Origin of the sequence: Bartonella sp. DGB2 (assembly GCF_046843095.1) — a bacterium.
GTDB lineage: Bacteria > Pseudomonadota > Alphaproteobacteria > Rhizobiales > Rhizobiaceae > Bartonella.
Window position 1 is genome coordinate 817,181 of sequence record NZ_CP177325.1, and the last position, 15,343, is coordinate 832,523.

The window sequence follows — 15,343 nt, forward strand, 5'->3', positions numbered from 1 at the left end:
ATTGCTTGGGGTTATTAGTCAAAAACAGAGCTTGGCTTGTGACCTTGTACAAAGATACGATAGGGATGCATGATGGCGCGCTTTAAATTGGTGATAGAATATGACGGCGTGCCCTATGCGGGTTGGCAACGGCAAGCTAAGGAGCCAAGTGTTCAGGCGGCGATTGAAGAAGCTATTTATCATTTTAGTGGTGAAAGGGTAGCAATTAGCGCGGCGGGGCGTACGGACGCCGGCGTACATGCTTTGGGACAGGTAGCGCATGTGGATTTGGAGAAACCTTGGCATGCGGATACGGTGCGTGATGCCTTGAATGCTCATCTTACACAAGCAGGCGAAAGTATTGCGATTGTGGCGGCTTATAGTGTTTGTGATGGTTTTGATGCGCGCTTTTCAGCCTCTAAACGCCATTATATATTTAAGATTTTGAATCGTCGTGCACCTGCGATTTTAGCAGCACAGCGCGTATGGTGGCAACCCAAGGCTTTGGATGTAAAAGCAATGAATGGGGCCGCTAAGCGGCTTTTGGGGCGCCATGATTTTACAACTTTTCGCGCTAGTCATTGCCAGGCTAAAAGTCCTGTGCGAACCATGGATTGCTTGGATGTTTTTTGCGAGGGAGACTTGGTGATGATTTCTGCAAGCGCGCGTTCCTTTTTACATAATCAAATTCGATCAATCGTTGGTAGTTTGGTTGAAGTGGGGCTTGGTCGGTGGACAGCTGATGATTTAGAAACTGCACTACACGCTAAAGATCGGCGGGCTTGTGGTCAGGTGGCACCGCCTTTTGGACTTTATTTAAGCCATGTGGATTATTAAGTGTTTTGGTTATCTAGGTCATTAATATTTCAGGATACCCTTCAGGTGCGACGCCTGATAAGGCTTTGAGTAAAAATACATAATAGGCAATGGTTGCAACATATAAGAATTATAGTGGCTAATGTTTATTATTGTTTTTCGGGCATTGAACCGGATGTAGTGTTTAGGGGCTAAAGTCCTATCATGGCTCTTTATTTTGCTGAATCTCTCTGCTATCTTTGAAATTCGAAACGATTAGCTTTGGGCTTTAATCGTTACAATGGGAGGATGTTATGAAAAAATTATTTGTATCTGCTGCTATCGTAGCCAGTGTTATGATGGGGGTTAATGGTAATGCTTTGGCAGCAGGAGAGAAATTGGTGCTGAGCGTGCCAAGCCTAGCTACGCCCTATGAAGTCACAATGCGGCAAGCAGGGCTTGATTATGCTAAGAAAATTGGTGTTAATTTGCAGGCATTGGACGGGCAAAATAATTCTCCTAAACAGGTGGCGGATCTTGAAAATGCAATGACGGCTGGTGCTCAGGGCTTCATTATTTCACCTAATGATGAAGGTGCTGTGGCGCCAGCAGTGGATGAATTGGTAGAAGGCGGTCGCGTGGTAGTAACCATTGATCGCTCAACCAATAGTAAGCATAAGGTCCCCCATTTTGGTACCGATCCATACCAAGGCGGCGTGGTTTCAGCAGAGTTCATTAAAAAACAATTCCCTAATGGCGCTGAGATCTTTCTTTTAACTGGCCAGCCTGGAGCATCTTCGAATATTCAACGCCTAAAAGGCATTCATGATAGTTTGAAACAGAACGGCGATAAGTATCCGATTGTTGTTGAACAAACGGGGAATTGGATGCGCTCAGAAGGTTTGCGGATTGTTCAAAGTATTTGGCCTGGGATGAAGAAAAAGCCGCAAGTGATTTTTGGTATGAATGATGATATGGCTTTAGGAGCGATTGAAGCATTACAAACTATGGGTTATAAGCCTGGCGAGATTATGGTGATGGGCTTTAATGCTGGCGCGGAAGCTTTGGCGCGGGTACGTGATGGTTGGATGGCTGTGACTTATGATTTGCAACAAGGCTATATGGTTCAGAAAGCCATGGATCAGATTTTGGCCAACTTGCGTGATAAAACGCCTGTCGAAGGGATGATAGTTCAGCCTTTGGCAATTACGAAGGATAATCTCAAAGATGCTACAGAATTTGATGCTATTGATAATTACTAAGCCATAACCCCTTAGGGTGTTTGATGGTGTAAACCTCCCCATAATTTGTTTTACCAAAGCGGGGAGGTTTGGATTAAAAGGTTGTGTTTAAAGGCACACGCTTGGCGTTAACATGGTGGAGGGCTATGGATGAGTAAGGCTATTTTTCTATTGAATAATCTAGGCGTGACACAGTGGGTTTTAAGGAGCCTATCAAGGTGCGCAAAAAAGCTGTATGTGAATTAAAACAGGAAAAAAAAGATAGAGCTATCAATAAAATTATTTTTAGCGGAACAAAGATGCTTAAAATTAGGTAGATAAAAATAAGTATTATTCTTTGATATAAATTATCCTCATAGAAATCATTGCATTTTTGTTTGTAGATTGCGTAGGGGTTTATATTGAAGTTGGTAAGCGCCATATTTTCTATGGGTTACGATTGAGGGGCGATTGATAAAAATATAGGGAGGCTTAGGGTGTCAGAACCTTTATTGAAAATATCACATCTTGGGAAGAATTTTTCAGGTGTGTGGGCTCTTGATGATGTGTCTTTGGAAGTAGGTGAGGGCGAGGTTCATGCGCTTTTAGGCGAAAACGGTGCAGGAAAATCAACGCTTTTAAAAGCATTGGCGGGGGCTCAGCCGCAAAGTCGAGGTGAAATCTGGTTTAACGGTGAGAAGCTTTCTCGGCATGACGCACCGATTGATCGACAAAATAAGGGGATTATTACAATCTATCAAGAGTTTAATCTTCTTCCTAATATGAGTGTAGCAGAAAATATGTTTTTGGGGCGCGAGCCTTATAAATACGGTTTTATTGTTGATGAAAAGGAATTGAATGAGCAAGCCGCGCAGATTCTTGCCCATTTGGGACTGACGATTGACCCAACAGCGATTGTTGCGCGTTTGAGCGTAGCGCAACAGCAAATGATAGAGCTTGCTCGTGCACTTACTCTTAACGCAAAACTTATTATCATGGATGAACCTTCTGCTACTTTGAGCGATGCTGAAGTTGAGCGTTTGCACCAAGCGGTAGTAGAAGTTAAAAATCGTGGCGTGAGTGTGATTTATGTGACGCATCGCCTTCATGAAGTGTTCCAAATTTGTGATCGGTTTACAGTTTTTCAAGATGGACGCTATGTGGATAGTGATGCTGTAGCTAATACGACTAGTGATACACTCATTCGTATGATGGTGGGGCGTGATGTGGCTTTTAGTCGCCGTCCTTCTGAGGAGACGCACCATGAAGATAGACCTATTCGACTGGCTGTGAGGGGGTTGTATCGAAAAAAACCTCCACTCGACTCTTATGGAACTGCTTTGCATGACATCACTTTTGATGTGCGTGCAGGAGAGATTTTAGGTGTGGCTGGGCTCGTGGGAGCTGGGCGTAGCGAAATAGCGCGGTGTATTTTTGGGGCAGATCCTTATGCCGCAGGTACATTTGAACTGGATGGTGCGCCTTATCGACCGCGAGATCCGTTACATGCTTTAGAACAGGGCATCGCTTTAGTGCCGGAAGATCGTAAGCGTGAGGGCGCCATTTTAGGGCTACCTATTGGTGATAATCTTTCGCTCTCTTGTTTGTCTACCCTAAAGCGCTGGGGAGTTTTTATTGATAGGCCTAAAGAAAAGGCCTTGATTGAGTCTTATCAGCGTCTATTAAAAATTAAAATGACTGATCCTTCGCAAGAAGTGCGGAAGCTTTCAGGGGGGAATCAGCAAAAGGTAATTTTGGCGCGCTGTATGGCGCAACACCCACGTATTCTGATCGTTGATGAGCCAACGCGTGGTGTTGATGTGGGGGCAAAATCAGAAGTGCATCAAGTTTTATTTGATATGGCCAAGCAGGGGGTGGCTGTTATTGTTATTTCTTCCGATTTACCAGAGGTTATGGCTATATCTGATCGTATTATTACGCTAAGCGAGGGGCGCATAAGTGGAGAAATTCATGGCGATGAAGCAACGGAGGAACGTTTGATGTTGATGATGGCTATTAATCGTCAGCCGCTTAGAACAGGGGCTGTAGATTTGGTGGCGTGATAGAAAAATACTTTACCATGTTATTTTTCCTATATATTTAAATAGAAGTTAAATTTCATAACATTTGTAATGTACTTTAGATGGAGCATAGGAATGGAAGTTATCAAGCAAAGAACTATAGAAAAAAAGCTTGCAAAGAATTTTGATCCGATTGCCTTTTTTGAGCGTTTCGGCGTTTTTATATTTATGGTTATTTTGCTAGTTTTCTTTTATACGCAAAATCATAGTTTTTTAACTACAAATAATATATATAATATACTGACTGAAGTTTCTATTTTTGGTATTATGGCGGTAGGAATGACCTTTGTGATTTTGACTGCGGGCATTGACTTGTCAGTTGGGTCTGTGTTGGCAGTTTGTGGTATGGCTGCCGCCTATGTAATGAAAGGTTTGTTTCTATCGCCTCCCAATGCGCATTTCTTTGGTAGTTATGCATGGCTGGTGGGGCTTATTATTTGTTTGAGTTTTGGGATATTCATTGGATTCCTTCATGGTTTAGGAGTCACCCTTTTACGCTTGCCACCTTTTATTATCACCCTTGGTGGCATGACGATTTGGCGGGGGTTGACTTTGGTCATTAGTGATGGGGCGCCTATTTCGGGTTTTAACGAGGCTTACCGCTTTTGGGGTAGGGGCAATATATTGGGTATTTCGGTGCCAGTATGGATCTTTGCTTTTGTTGCCCTTGCGGGATTTTTAGCGCTTCATAAAACGCGTTGGGGGCGTTTTGTTTATGCTATCGGCGGCAATCCAGAAGCGGCGCGGTTAGCTGGGGTGAATATTAATCGCGTTCTGGTAAGTGTTTATGTGGTGATGGGCTGTTTAGCGGGATTAGCCGGCTTTGTTCAAAGTGCGCGTTTGGGTAGTGCTGAGGCTGTGGCTGGGTATTCTTTTGAGTTGCGGGTTATTGCTTCTGTCGTGATAGGGGGTACTTCATTAATGGGTGGATATGGCCGTGTGATGGGTACAATCTTTGGCTCTTTGATCATGGGAATTTTGATCAATGGGCTCGTCCTGATGAATGTAACAGCTTACTATCAGCAGATTGTTACAGGTTTGATTATTATCTTAGCGGTTGCTTTTGATACCTATGCAAAGAGTCGGAGGGGTGCTTTATAAAGTGCTTTTGTTAGAAGCTTTATTGAAGATGTGATACTTATGGTTGGATTTTTTGATTAAGGCGAAATCCAGTGCCGATGCTCCAGCATAGTATAGCGGTGCCGCTCCATTGCAGGAAAGCAAAAAAGAAGTATTGTATTATAGCTGTAAAGTTATTTTTTTGGTAGGGCCACAATATTAAGAAATAAACTATCTCAATTAATAAACCCATAGTGATGGTGCGTAAAATGGCTGATTTGAGGCTCAGTCCTTCGCCTTTTGCGGGGGGCGAAGCGCAAAGAAGGCCGCTTAAGAAGATTGACGGGAGATAATAGGAATAGCTAGCTGCTAAGCGTGGCCAAATATCTTTCCGGCATAGAATTACTATGTCAGTCACAATGTCGTTTATTTGCATCCAAGGATATAAAAGCGCACTTCCGATAACGGTTTGTATGACAGGGCCTAGGCTTAAAAAGATAGCTAGCATAGCAAGGCCACGCAAAGGGTACTGATAAGAAGGTAATTGGTTTGTCATGCTTTTTCTAAGTGAAAATGAATGTTGATATAAGGCATATAGGCTCTGAAAGCAAAATTTTTGCTTTTATGATGATAGCATCAGAAAGAGGTGCCTACGGGGGCTTTATAGAGTTGATTTATTACACACAGGCGGGAATAGCCCATGAATTGCGCTATGGGACAATTAATTGAGTTAACATAGCATAAAATTAGTGAAGAGGCACCGTTTTTAATTGTTGATCACGTGCATCAGCCAAGACTTTAGCTGGATGGTTGGAGAAGATTAATGGCTTTCCACTTGCGCCAAACAGTCCCCAGAGTTCGATGTCGGCATCAAGGGGAGCTAGCTCGGGAAAATTTTTTATAAGTTCTGTGCTATTAAGTCGTTTTAGATAGGCAAGTTCACCTTCGCCCCAATGGGCGAGTTCTTGTAAAGAAAGGGGTGGGCGAGGGTTCATGATTCCTACCTGTTGTTAATGAGTTGCTTATGGGGCTTACTGTTTTACAGCTTGGGCACTTAGTATAAGCTAGTTAGAGGTATAGGAGATTATATCGTACGATTTAAGGCTAGGTAAAGAGGTGTGATTTGCCCAAACTAGTGTTGATATGTTTGTGTTATAATATGGATAGTCACACTCTTTATTCAAGATAAGATAAATGATGAAAAGGAAAGGGCGATGAAGAAGGTTCCAAAGTATGTTTCGCCTACGTCCCTTTATATGGCGGATGAGATAGCGGAGATGTTTCGTCGCTTTGCTGTGCAAAGACCTTATCCTGTAAGTGATCTGGTATTTCACAATAATTTTACGCTTTTGGTGGCGGTGGTTCTTTCGGCGCAGGCGACTGATGTCGGGGTAAATAAGGCAACAAAAGATTTATTTGCGTTTGCTGATACACCAGAAAAAATGCTGGCTTTGGGGGAAGCTCGGATTGGTCAATTGATCCGTACCATTGGTTTGTGGCGTGCAAAGGCAAAAAATGTCTATGCGCTTTGTGTAAAACTTGTGAATGAGCATGGCGGGCGGGTGCCAGAAACCCGCGCGTCGTTAATGGCTTTGCCAGGGGTGGGGCGCAAAACCGCTAATGTTGTGCTAAATGTTGCATTTGGACAGCCGAGCCTTGCTGTTGATACGCATATCTTTCGTATTAGTAACCGTTTGGGGATCGCTTATGGCCGCACCCCTGACCAGGTGGAAGAGCAATTATTGCGTCTTATCCCGCCTTTTTATTTGCGCCATGCTCATAATTGGTTGATTCTGCACGGGCGTTATATTTGTAAGGCGCGTAAGCCCTCTTGCGAAGCGTGTATTATTGCTGATCTTTGTAAAGCGGCTGTGAAAACCAATGCTGTTCCCGCTCCTTTGGTGGAAATTCAAGGCAATGGGAAACCTGTTGCTGGGTAGGGGCGTAGGTTGAACTATTTTTCTAGGGGGCTTGCACTTTTGGCTGAGTTGTCCTATGAGAAAAGGTCAATGCCGCCCGGCAGGGCATGCCGTGGCGGTGGTGTTGCTGTATGTGGGCTTGGTCAGCCCCTTTAATTTTAGGAGTAGCAAAATGCCCAAGATGAAGACCAAATCTTCTGCCAAAAAGCGGTTTAAAATCACCGCTACCGGTAAGGTGAAAGCTGGTGCTATGGGAAAACGCCATGGTATGATTAAGCGTTCCAATAAATTTATTCGTGATGCACGTGGCACAATGGTTTTGGCTGAGCCTGATGCAAAAAAGGTTGTGCAATATTATTTGCCCAATGGTCTTTAATCGTCACGTTTAATTTGAAGGAGATATCCTATGGCACGTGTAAAACGTGGCGTTACTGCCCATGCGAAGCATAAAAAGGTTCTTAAACAGGCCGAAGGGTTTTATGGCCGCCGTAAAAATACTATCCGAGCTGCTAAGGCTGCGGTTGACCGTTCTAAGCAATATGCTTATCGGGATCGTAAAAACCGCAAGCGGAGTTTTCGCGCTTTGTGGATTCAACGGATTAATGCTGCTGTACGTCTTGAAGGTCTAACGTATGGGCGCTTTATTGACGGCTTGGCGAAAGCAGGCATTGAAGTTGATCGTAAGGTCTTATCCGATATTGCGATTCACGAGCCCGCAGCATTTAGCAATTTGGTGAATGCAGCCAAAAAAGCGCTTGCATATTTGAAAGACACAACGCCTCATGCTTATGAAGGTGCAGTGAAATAAGCGTTTATCGCCATTGCCCCGCGAAAGCTCAATGCTTTTGCGGGTTATATTTGCGGTTATTTTGGCGGGCCCTGTGCAATAGACGCGGGGCTTTTGGCTTTTATTTGGGGTGATCCTTTAGGGCTATTGCGTCTTTAGCTGATGTGCGATGGTGGGCTCAGTGGGTGCGTTTTGTCTGAGCTATGGTTTGATCACAGTATAGGCGGCATGATGATGGGTGATATGGACAAGCTTGAACAAGATATTTCCTTTGCGATTGAGCAGGCGGAAGATGAAAAGGCCTTAGAAGCGGTACGGGTGGCGGCTTTAGGAAAAAAGGGTCTTCTTTCAGAGCAATTAAAGATGCTAGGGGCGATGAGTCCAGAAGAACGGCAGGTGGTTGGCCCGCGGATTCACGGTGCAAAAGAGCGTATTACTCATTTACTACATGATAAGCGTGCACAGCTTAAAGAGGCGGCTTTAGCAGCGCGTTTGGCTCGAGAAACTGTTGATATTAGTCTGCCTGTGGCAGTTCCGCCCATGGAGCGTGGTCGTATTCATCCTATTTCTCAGGTAATTGATGAGATGGTAGCGATTTATGCTGATATGGGTTTTTCTATCGCTGATGGGCCCGATATTGAAAGCGATTATTATAATTTTACGGCGCTTAATTTCCCAGAAGGGCATCCAGCACGAGAAATGCATGATACGTTTTTCTTTCCGCCTAATGAAGCGGGAGAGCGTAAATTATTAAGAACCCATACCTCGCCTGTGCAAATTCGTACTATGGAAAAGAATGCGCCGCCTATCCGGGTGATCGTAGCGGGGAAAACCTATCGAATGGACAGCGACGCTACCCATTCCCCCATGTTTCATCAGCTTGAGGGACTGGTGATTGATAAAAAATCGACCATTGCTCACATGATGTGGATTCACGAAGAGTTTTGTAAAGCATTTTTTGAAGTATCAGATCTAAATATGCGGTTCCGACCTTCGTTTTTTCCTTTTACTGAACCGTCAATGGAGGTGGATATTCAGTGTTGCCGTTCAGGCGGTGAAATAAAATTTGGCGAAGGTGATGATTGGCTGGAGGTTTTGGGCGGTGGGATGGTTCATCCTAATGTTTTGCGTAATGTGGGCTATGATCCCGATGTTTATCAAGGATTTGCTTGGGGAATGGGGATTGACCGCATGGCGATGCTGAAATACGCTATCCCTGATTTACGCGCCTTTTTTGAAGCTGATGTGCGCTGGCTTAGCCATTATGGTTTCCGCCCTCTTGATATACCCACCTTGTTTGCTGGTCTTAGCTACGGTTGATTTGGCTCATCCTTTTTAATTTGAGGTCCGTTGATGAAATTTACACTATCCTGGTTGAAAGAGCACCTTGAAACCGAGGCATCACTCGCGCAAATTTGTGCTAAATTGACGGCCATTGGCTTAGAGGTTGAAGGGGTTGATGATCGTGTGGCTTGGGAACCCTTTACGATCGCCAAGGTTTGCGAAGCAAAGAAGCACCCCGATGCCGATAAGTTACAGGTTCTATCGGTGGATGTTGGCAAGGCAGATTTAGTTCAAGTGGTGTGCGGAGCTAAAAATGCGCGCGCGGGACTTGTCGGCGTTTTTGCGCCTGCCGGTACATATATTCCTGGCATTAATACGGTGTTGGGGGTAGGAAAGATTCGCGGTATTGAAAGCTTTGGCATGTTGTGTTCAGAGCGCGAACTTGAGCTATCTGATGAGCATGAGGGGATTATTTCTCTTGCTGAAGATGCGCCAGTTGGCACTTCTTTTGCCGCTTATGCGGGCTTGGACGACCCGATCATTGAGATTGGCCTTACCCCTAATCGTTCTGATTGCGCGAGTGTTCATGGAATTGCTCGTGATTTGGCTGCCGCGGGGTTAGGGCTTTTGAAAAAGCAAAAAGCAGTTGAGGATATACCTACAACGGTAGGTAAAAAAACGGTACGGTTTGATTTCTCTGGCCATCCCCTATGCCAAGGATTTTTATGGCGCGAGATAGAAGGGGTGCAGAACGGTGCTTCGCCCTTGTGGCTGCAGCGTCGCTTGCGTGCGATCGGTTTGCGTCCTGTGAACGTTTTGGTCGATATCAGTAATTATTTGACCTTTGATTTAGGACAGCCCTTACATATTTTCGATCGTGATAAAATCGTTGGCGATTTGGTGGTGCGGCGCGCAAAGCAGGGGGAAAGCTTTACTGCTTTGAATGGTCGTGACTATACTTTAAGTGTTCAAAATTGTGTGATTGCTGATGAAAGCGGGGTGATTTCCCTTGCCGGTATTATGGGGGGAGAAGCAACGGGCTGCGATATGGCAACACGCAATATTGGCATTGAAGTGGCGCGTTTTGATGCCCAAAACATTGCGACGACAGGTCGGCAGCTGGGGCTTATAAGCGATGCGCGTTACCGTTTTGAGCGGGGGGTAGATCCCTTGTTACCTGAGAAGGTTTTGGCGCGTGCTAGTGCGCTGATTTCACAGCTATGTCAAGGTAGGGCTTGTGCACTTCAAAAAGTAGGTTGGTATGAAGATCATCCTAAAGAGATTATGTTCTCGTTTGCCCAAGTTAAGCGGCTGACCAATTTAGAGCTTGAGGCTGAAACGATTAAAGCGATTTTGCGTAATTTGGGTTTTGAGGTCTTTGCTGCGTCTCAAGAGGATAGTGAGCAGGAGCCAATGGTACGCGTAAAGGTACCGAGTTGGCGTTTGGATATTGGGGATAGCGCCGATTTGGTGGAAGAAGTGATTCGTATCCATGGTTTAGATAAGATCAAGCCTATAGCTTTTACCGATAAGCAGGCGGTAAGCGCGCCTATTTTAGATTTAAGTCGCTTGCGTGCTCATTTGGTGCGACGTACTTTAGCAGGGCGTGGTATGCTGGAAGCGGTGACTTATTCCTTTATTTCTAAGGCGCACGCTCAAATTTTTGGTGGCGGCAGTGAAGGCTTGCAATTAGTCAATCCGATTGCTTCTGATATGTCTGATATGCGGCCATCACTTCTGCCAGGGCTTTTGACGGCGGCACGCCGTAATCACGACCGAGGTTTTGCTGACGTCGCTTTGTTTGAAATTGGAGCCACTTATCATAATGATGAGCTTGGTGGACAAGTTCGCAGTGCCGGCGGGGTGCGCTGTAATAGCGCGCGTTTTGATTTAGTTGGTCGTTTTTGGTCAACGCCTGTGCGCATGGTGGATGTTTTTGATGCTAAGGCCGATGCTTTGGCCGCATTAGCCGCTTGTGGAGTTGATTGTGGACGGCTCCAAGTCGTGCGTGGGGCACCATCTTGGTATCATCCTGGGCGTTCTGGGGTATTACAATTGGGGCCTAAACTAGTTTTAGGATATTTTGGTGAATTTCATCCTGCGATGATGGAGCAGTTTGGACTAAAGGGAGCTATTTGCGGGTTTGAGGTTCTGTTAGATCATATTCCAGAGCCGAAAAGACGAGCAGGTAAAGCGCGGCCTGCTTTGCAGCTTTTACCGTTGCAGATGATTAAACGCGATTTTGCTTTTGTGGTAGATCAAGACGTGGCGGCTATGACACTTGTACGTGCGGCCACGGCCGCGGATAAAAAGCTAATTCAAGCAGTACAAGTTTTTGATGTATTTGCTGATTCGAGCTTAGGGGAAGGCAAAAAGTCCGTGGCGATTGAGGTATGGATACAGCCTTATGAGCGGAGTTTGACCGAGGGAGATCTTGAATCTTTGGCGGAAAAAATTATTGCCGCGGTTGTGAAACAAAGTGGGGCAAGCTTGCGTTAAACGCTGCTTGTTGAAGAGGATAATATTATGGGATTAACAATCGTTTCGCATCCTTTGCTACAGCATAAATTAACCATGCTGCGTTGCAAGACCACGGCGACCGCTGAATTTAGACAATTGGTGCGCGAGATCGCCTTTTTATTAGGCTATGAAGTGACGCGCGACCTTAAATTGCGTATGGTAGCTGTTGAGACGCCGATGGAGGTGACAGAGGCTCCAGTTTTGCAGGGAAAAAAGCTAGTCCTTGCTTCGATTTTGCGAGCCGGTGAAGGGCTATTATTGGGCATGCTGGATCTTTTGCCTGCCGCGCGGGTTTGCCATATTGGTCTTTACCGTGATCACGAAACATTGGAAGCTGTGGAATATTATTTCAGAGCACCAGAGCGGTTGGATGAACGCTTGATTATTTTGGTTGATCCAATGTTGGCAACTGGTAATTCTGCTGTCAAAGCGGTAGATGAGCTCAAAAGAGGCGGAGCCAAAGCCATTCGCTTTGTTTGTATTTTGAGTGCTCCAGAAGGGGTAGCTCATTTACAGGCTTGTCACCCTGATGTGGATATTTATACCGCTGCTTTGGATCGTGGCTTAAGTGAAGCGGGGTATATTTTGCCTGGGCTGGGTGATGCTGGGGATAGGATGTTTGGCACCAAATAGGCAACGGCTGTGTGGGTGCAAAGCGCGTGCCTAATCATGTTTTACATAGCTGGAAATAATGAGCCACTATGTTTTTATTTTTAATTTTATTATGAATGCCAATGTGTTGGCAAGTTTGATTAAAAAAATTTAAGATTTTATCTAGTTTTTGGAAGAAAGTCTTAAAGCAATCATCATCAATTGTGTTTGTGTGTCTTGCCAAGAGCCTTTTACTTTGTTAGCCTGTATATGATAATGCAAATCATTAGCAATAGGAAATTTAAATTTATGAAACAGGGAAGATTTTTAGTATCCAGCTCATATCAGATGATGCATGGCAAACTGGCTACTATGCCGGAGTTATTTGCTGGTTTACTAGCTGGCTTTAGAGGTAAAGTGGCGAGGTGGCTGGGTAGAAGCGTCATTACGGCTTTGGCCGCTATGGCCTTTTTGCCGAGTGCATCCTTGGCGACTGATAAATTTAAGGTGGTTACGACCTTTACTATTATAGCGGACATGGCTCGCAATGTAGCGGGTGATGCGGCGGTTGTAGAATCGATCACTAGACCTGGAGCAGAGATACATGAATATGAGCCAACTCCTCAAGATCTTTTACGCGCCCAAGGCGCTGATCTTGTTTTATGGAATGGTTTGAGCCTTGAACTTTGGTTTAAAAAATTCTTTCAGAATGTGAAGAATGTTCCTAGTATCGTTGTGTCTACGGGCGTTGAGCCCATGGGCATTACCGAAGGTCCCTATAGTGGTAAGCCCAACCCCCATGCTTGGATGTCTCCTAGCGCTGGTTTAATTTATGTAGATAATATTCGCGATGCTTTGGTTAAATATGACCCAAAACACGCTGATGTTTATCGCAAGAATGCGCAAGCCTATAAGCAGAAAATCCAAGCGGTTATCGCGCCAATTCGGGCTGAATTTGCTAGCCTTCCGATAAATAAACGTTGGTTGGTAAGTAGTGAGGGAGCCTTTAGCTATCTGACTCGTGATTTTGGTTTGAAAGAGCTCTATCTTTGGCCGATTAACGCAGACCAGCAAGGCACACCACAACAGGTCAAGAGGGTGATTGATGCTGTACGTAAATACCATATTCCCGCTGTGTTTTCAGAAAGCACAATTTCCGCTGCCCCAGCTAAGCAGGTGGCTCGTGAGACGGGGGCTCGCTATGGCGGCGTCTTATACGTAGATTCATTGAGCGATTTTGACGGCCCTGTTCCTACATATATTGATCTTTTGCGTGTAACCAGCAAAACTGTTGTCGATGGGCTCACAGGCAAGGGGTAGGCGCCTTTCATAAAAGTGGAATATTTCTAAGTATAGCAACGAAATTAGGACACGGCGGAGGAAAGGGCTGATATGGACAGTGCAATTTCGGTTAAAGACGTGACGGTTACCTATCGTAATGGCCATACGGCTTTGTATGATAGTAGTTTTGAGATGTCGACGGGGTCTATCACAGCGCTAGTCGGTGTGAATGGTTCCGGTAAATCAACGCTCTTTAAAACGATTATGGGTTTCATTCGTCCTTCGCGGGGTGCTGTTTCAATTCTTGGACAGCCAGTTAAGTTAGCTTTGCGGCGCAACAATGTTGCTTATGTGCCGCAAAGCGAGGATGTGGATTGGGATTTTCCAGTTTTGGTTGAAGATGTAGTCTTGATGGGGCGTTATGGCCATATGAATTTTTTTCGTTATCCTAAGACTGAAGATCATCAAGCGGTGTGTGAAGCTTTAGCTCGTGTAGGTATGAGCGAATACGCTAAGCGGCAAATCGGTGAGCTTTCGGGAGGGCAGAAAAAACGGGTCTTTTTAGCGCGGGCAATGGCTCAAGGTGCGCGGGTGATTTTGTTGGATGAGCCTTTTACTGGTGTGGATGTTAAGACAGAAACCCGTATTATTGCACTCTTACAGGCAATGCGCGATGAGGGGGTGGCGATGTTGGTTTCTACCCATAATTTGGGTTCGGTTCCTGAATTTTGTGACCATACAGTTTTGATCAAGGGCACGGTGGTAGATTATGGCTCTACTGAAGCAGTGTTTACGCAGGAAAATCTTGAGAAGACTTTTGGCGGTGCTTTGCGTCACCATGTGTTAGAAAACCTTCCAGCGGGCGCGGTGAATATTTTAAGCGATGATGAAAGCCCTCTTGTCCTTTACCCCGCTACTGCGCAGGTTCGCGATGATTAATATATTAATAGAGCCGTTTTCGTATCAATATATGGTGAATGCTATTTGGGTGTCGGCGCTTGTCGGATGTATTTGTGCCTTTCTCTCTTGTTTTTTGATGTTGAAGGGGTGGTCTCTTATTGGCGATGCGCTTTCGCATGCGATTATCCCCGGGGTGGCGGGGGCTTATTTACTGGGCTTACCTTTCGCGCTGGGTGCTTTTTTTTCTGGTGGTCTTGCGGCGATAGCGATGTTCTTTTTCAACCAACGCACGCGTTTGAAAGAGGATGCGATCATTGGGCTTATTTTCTCTTCCTTCTTTGCTTTGGGTTTATTTATAAAATCCTTGCGCCCAATCGCAGTGAGTATTGAGACAATTGTATTGGGCAATATTCTTGCCATCAGCCCAAGTGATATTTTCCAGCTTGCTCTGATCGGTTTTATAACGCTCGTTATTTTAGTGGTGAAATGGAAAGATTTATTGTTGTGTTTCTTTGATGAGAATCACGCGCGTTCTATTGGTCTTTCAGTGTGGTGGTTTAAAATTTTATTTTTTACTTTATTAGCGGTCTCAACTGTGGCCGCTATGCAAACTGTGGGGGCGTTTTTGGTAATTAGCCTTGTGGTGACGCCGGGCGCGAGCGCTTATCTTTGGACTGATCGTTTTCCCCGTCTTATAGTGATTTCTGTGGTTATTGGCACCTTCACGAGTGCGGTAGGAGTCTATTTAAGTTATTTTTTGCATGCGCAAACTGGGGGGCTTGTAGTGTTGCTTCAGGCTTTGGTTTTTGCATTTAGCTTTCTTTTTGCTCCTAAATATGGGTTAATTGCAACACGCTGGTATCAGCGCTATGGCCGCAGGAGCACTTCGCATTCTGAGGCTGCTTCTGCACAGGAAGTAGGATAGAC

15 protein-coding genes are annotated in these 15,343 nt (G+C 45.1%); 13 read left to right on the forward strand and 2 right to left on the reverse strand.

What is annotated here, in order from left to right:
- Positions 1-72 precede the first annotated feature (72 nt).
- From truA to ACK28X_RS04565, 4 genes are all read left to right on the forward strand, one after another.
- The gene (truA, locus tag ACK28X_RS04550; RefSeq protein ID WP_412058286.1) at positions 73-816 is read left to right on the forward strand and encodes a tRNA pseudouridine(38-40) synthase TruA; all 744 of its coding nucleotides are present in this window, start codon (positions 73-75) and stop codon (positions 814-816) included.
- A gap of 272 nt (positions 817-1,088) precedes the next feature.
- The gene (locus ACK28X_RS04555; RefSeq protein WP_412057275.1) at positions 1,089-2,036 is read left to right on the forward strand and encodes a substrate-binding domain-containing protein; all 948 of its coding nucleotides are present in this window, start codon (positions 1,089-1,091) and stop codon (positions 2,034-2,036) included.
- 455 nt (positions 2,037-2,491) lie between these two features.
- Positions 2,492-4,057, forward strand: a complete 1,566-nt coding sequence (locus ACK28X_RS04560; RefSeq protein WP_412057276.1) for a sugar ABC transporter ATP-binding protein — start codon at positions 2,492-2,494, stop codon at positions 4,055-4,057.
- 93 nt (positions 4,058-4,150) lie between these two features.
- Positions 4,151-5,176, forward strand: a complete 1,026-nt coding sequence (locus ACK28X_RS04565; RefSeq protein WP_412057277.1) for an ABC transporter permease — start codon at positions 4,151-4,153, stop codon at positions 5,174-5,176.
- A gap of 37 nt (positions 5,177-5,213) precedes the next feature.
- On the opposite strand, the gene ACK28X_RS04570 is transcribed toward ACK28X_RS04565, so the two are convergent.
- Complete coding sequence (locus ACK28X_RS04570) at positions 5,214-5,690, reverse strand: hypothetical protein (RefSeq protein ID WP_412057278.1); 477 nt, start codon at positions 5,688-5,690, stop codon at positions 5,214-5,216.
- A 190-nt stretch (positions 5,691-5,880) separates the two neighbouring features.
- Positions 5,881-6,129, reverse strand: a complete 249-nt coding sequence (locus ACK28X_RS04575) for a DUF1150 family protein (protein WP_412057279.1) — start codon at positions 6,127-6,129, stop codon at positions 5,881-5,883.
- Positions 6,130-6,348: 219 nt separating this feature from the next.
- On the opposite strand from ACK28X_RS04575, the gene nth reads away from it, so the two are divergent.
- From nth to ACK28X_RS04620, 9 genes are all read left to right on the forward strand, one after another.
- Positions 6,349-7,074, forward strand: a complete 726-nt coding sequence (nth, locus tag ACK28X_RS04580; protein ID WP_412057280.1) for an endonuclease III — start codon at positions 6,349-6,351, stop codon at positions 7,072-7,074.
- A 151-nt stretch (positions 7,075-7,225) separates the two neighbouring features.
- Positions 7,226-7,429, forward strand: coding sequence for a 50S ribosomal protein L35 (rpmI, locus tag ACK28X_RS04585; RefSeq protein WP_412057281.1), 204 nt, complete (start codon positions 7,226-7,228; stop codon positions 7,427-7,429).
- Between the two features lie 30 nt (positions 7,430-7,459).
- A complete protein-coding gene (rplT, locus tag ACK28X_RS04590; protein WP_412057282.1) occupies positions 7,460-7,861 on the forward strand; it encodes a 50S ribosomal protein L20 in 402 nt (133 codons plus the stop codon).
- Between the two features lie 213 nt (positions 7,862-8,074).
- A complete protein-coding gene (pheS, locus tag ACK28X_RS04595) occupies positions 8,075-9,160 on the forward strand; it encodes a phenylalanine--tRNA ligase subunit alpha (protein ID WP_412058287.1) in 1,086 nt (361 codons plus the stop codon).
- 33 nt (positions 9,161-9,193) lie between these two features.
- Positions 9,194-11,623, forward strand: coding sequence for a phenylalanine--tRNA ligase subunit beta (gene pheT / locus ACK28X_RS04600; protein WP_412057283.1), 2,430 nt, complete (start codon positions 9,194-9,196; stop codon positions 11,621-11,623).
- A gap of 27 nt (positions 11,624-11,650) precedes the next feature.
- Positions 11,651-12,277: a uracil phosphoribosyltransferase gene (gene upp / locus ACK28X_RS04605; protein WP_412057284.1), complete on the forward strand. Its 627-nt coding sequence runs from the start codon at positions 11,651-11,653 to the stop codon at positions 12,275-12,277.
- A gap of 420 nt (positions 12,278-12,697) precedes the next feature.
- Positions 12,698-13,555 (forward strand): metal ABC transporter substrate-binding protein, encoded by an 858-nt coding sequence (locus ACK28X_RS04610; protein WP_412058288.1) that lies wholly within the window; start codon positions 12,698-12,700, stop codon positions 13,553-13,555.
- Positions 13,556-13,627: 72 nt separating this feature from the next.
- Complete coding sequence (locus ACK28X_RS04615) at positions 13,628-14,455, forward strand: manganese/iron ABC transporter ATP-binding protein (RefSeq protein ID WP_412057285.1); 828 nt, start codon at positions 13,628-13,630, stop codon at positions 14,453-14,455.
- Positions 14,448-15,341, forward strand: coding sequence for a metal ABC transporter permease (locus ACK28X_RS04620; protein WP_412057286.1), 894 nt, complete (start codon positions 14,448-14,450; stop codon positions 15,339-15,341). The genes ACK28X_RS04615 and ACK28X_RS04620 overlap by 8 nt, the downstream gene beginning before the upstream one ends.
- Positions 15,342-15,343 lie beyond the last annotated feature (2 nt).

What these genes read in the sequence shown, in the direction of transcription:
- ACK28X_RS04615 (WP_412057285.1), top strand. Translation starts at nt 13,628, where the DNA reads ATGGACAGTGCAATTTCGGTTAAAGACGTGACGGTTACCTATCGTAAT.
- pheT (WP_412057283.1), top strand. Translation starts at nt 9,194, where the DNA reads ATGAAATTTACACTATCCTGGTTGAAAGAGCACCTTGAAACCGAGGCA.
- ACK28X_RS04575 (WP_412057279.1), bottom strand. Translation starts at nt 6,129, where the DNA reads ATGAACCCTCGCCCACCCCTTTCTTTACAAGAACTCGCCCATTGGGGC.
- ACK28X_RS04565 (WP_412057277.1), top strand. Translation starts at nt 4,151, where the DNA reads ATGGAAGTTATCAAGCAAAGAACTATAGAAAAAAAGCTTGCAAAGAAT.
- rplT (WP_412057282.1), top strand. Translation starts at nt 7,460, where the DNA reads ATGGCACGTGTAAAACGTGGCGTTACTGCCCATGCGAAGCATAAAAAG.
- ACK28X_RS04620 (WP_412057286.1), top strand. Translation starts at nt 14,448, where the DNA reads ATGATTAATATATTAATAGAGCCGTTTTCGTATCAATATATGGTGAAT.
- rpmI (WP_412057281.1), top strand. Translation starts at nt 7,226, where the DNA reads ATGCCCAAGATGAAGACCAAATCTTCTGCCAAAAAGCGGTTTAAAATC.
- nth (WP_412057280.1), top strand. Translation starts at nt 6,349, where the DNA reads ATGAAGAAGGTTCCAAAGTATGTTTCGCCTACGTCCCTTTATATGGCG.
- pheS (WP_412058287.1), top strand. Translation starts at nt 8,075, where the DNA reads ATGGGTGATATGGACAAGCTTGAACAAGATATTTCCTTTGCGATTGAG.
- ACK28X_RS04610 (WP_412058288.1), top strand. Translation starts at nt 12,698, where the DNA reads ATGGCCTTTTTGCCGAGTGCATCCTTGGCGACTGATAAATTTAAGGTG.
- truA (WP_412058286.1), top strand. Translation starts at nt 73, where the DNA reads ATGGCGCGCTTTAAATTGGTGATAGAATATGACGGCGTGCCCTATGCG.
- upp (WP_412057284.1), top strand. Translation starts at nt 11,651, where the DNA reads ATGGGATTAACAATCGTTTCGCATCCTTTGCTACAGCATAAATTAACC.
- ACK28X_RS04570 (WP_412057278.1), bottom strand. Translation starts at nt 5,690, where the DNA reads ATGACAAACCAATTACCTTCTTATCAGTACCCTTTGCGTGGCCTTGCT.
- ACK28X_RS04555 (WP_412057275.1), top strand. Translation starts at nt 1,089, where the DNA reads ATGAAAAAATTATTTGTATCTGCTGCTATCGTAGCCAGTGTTATGATG.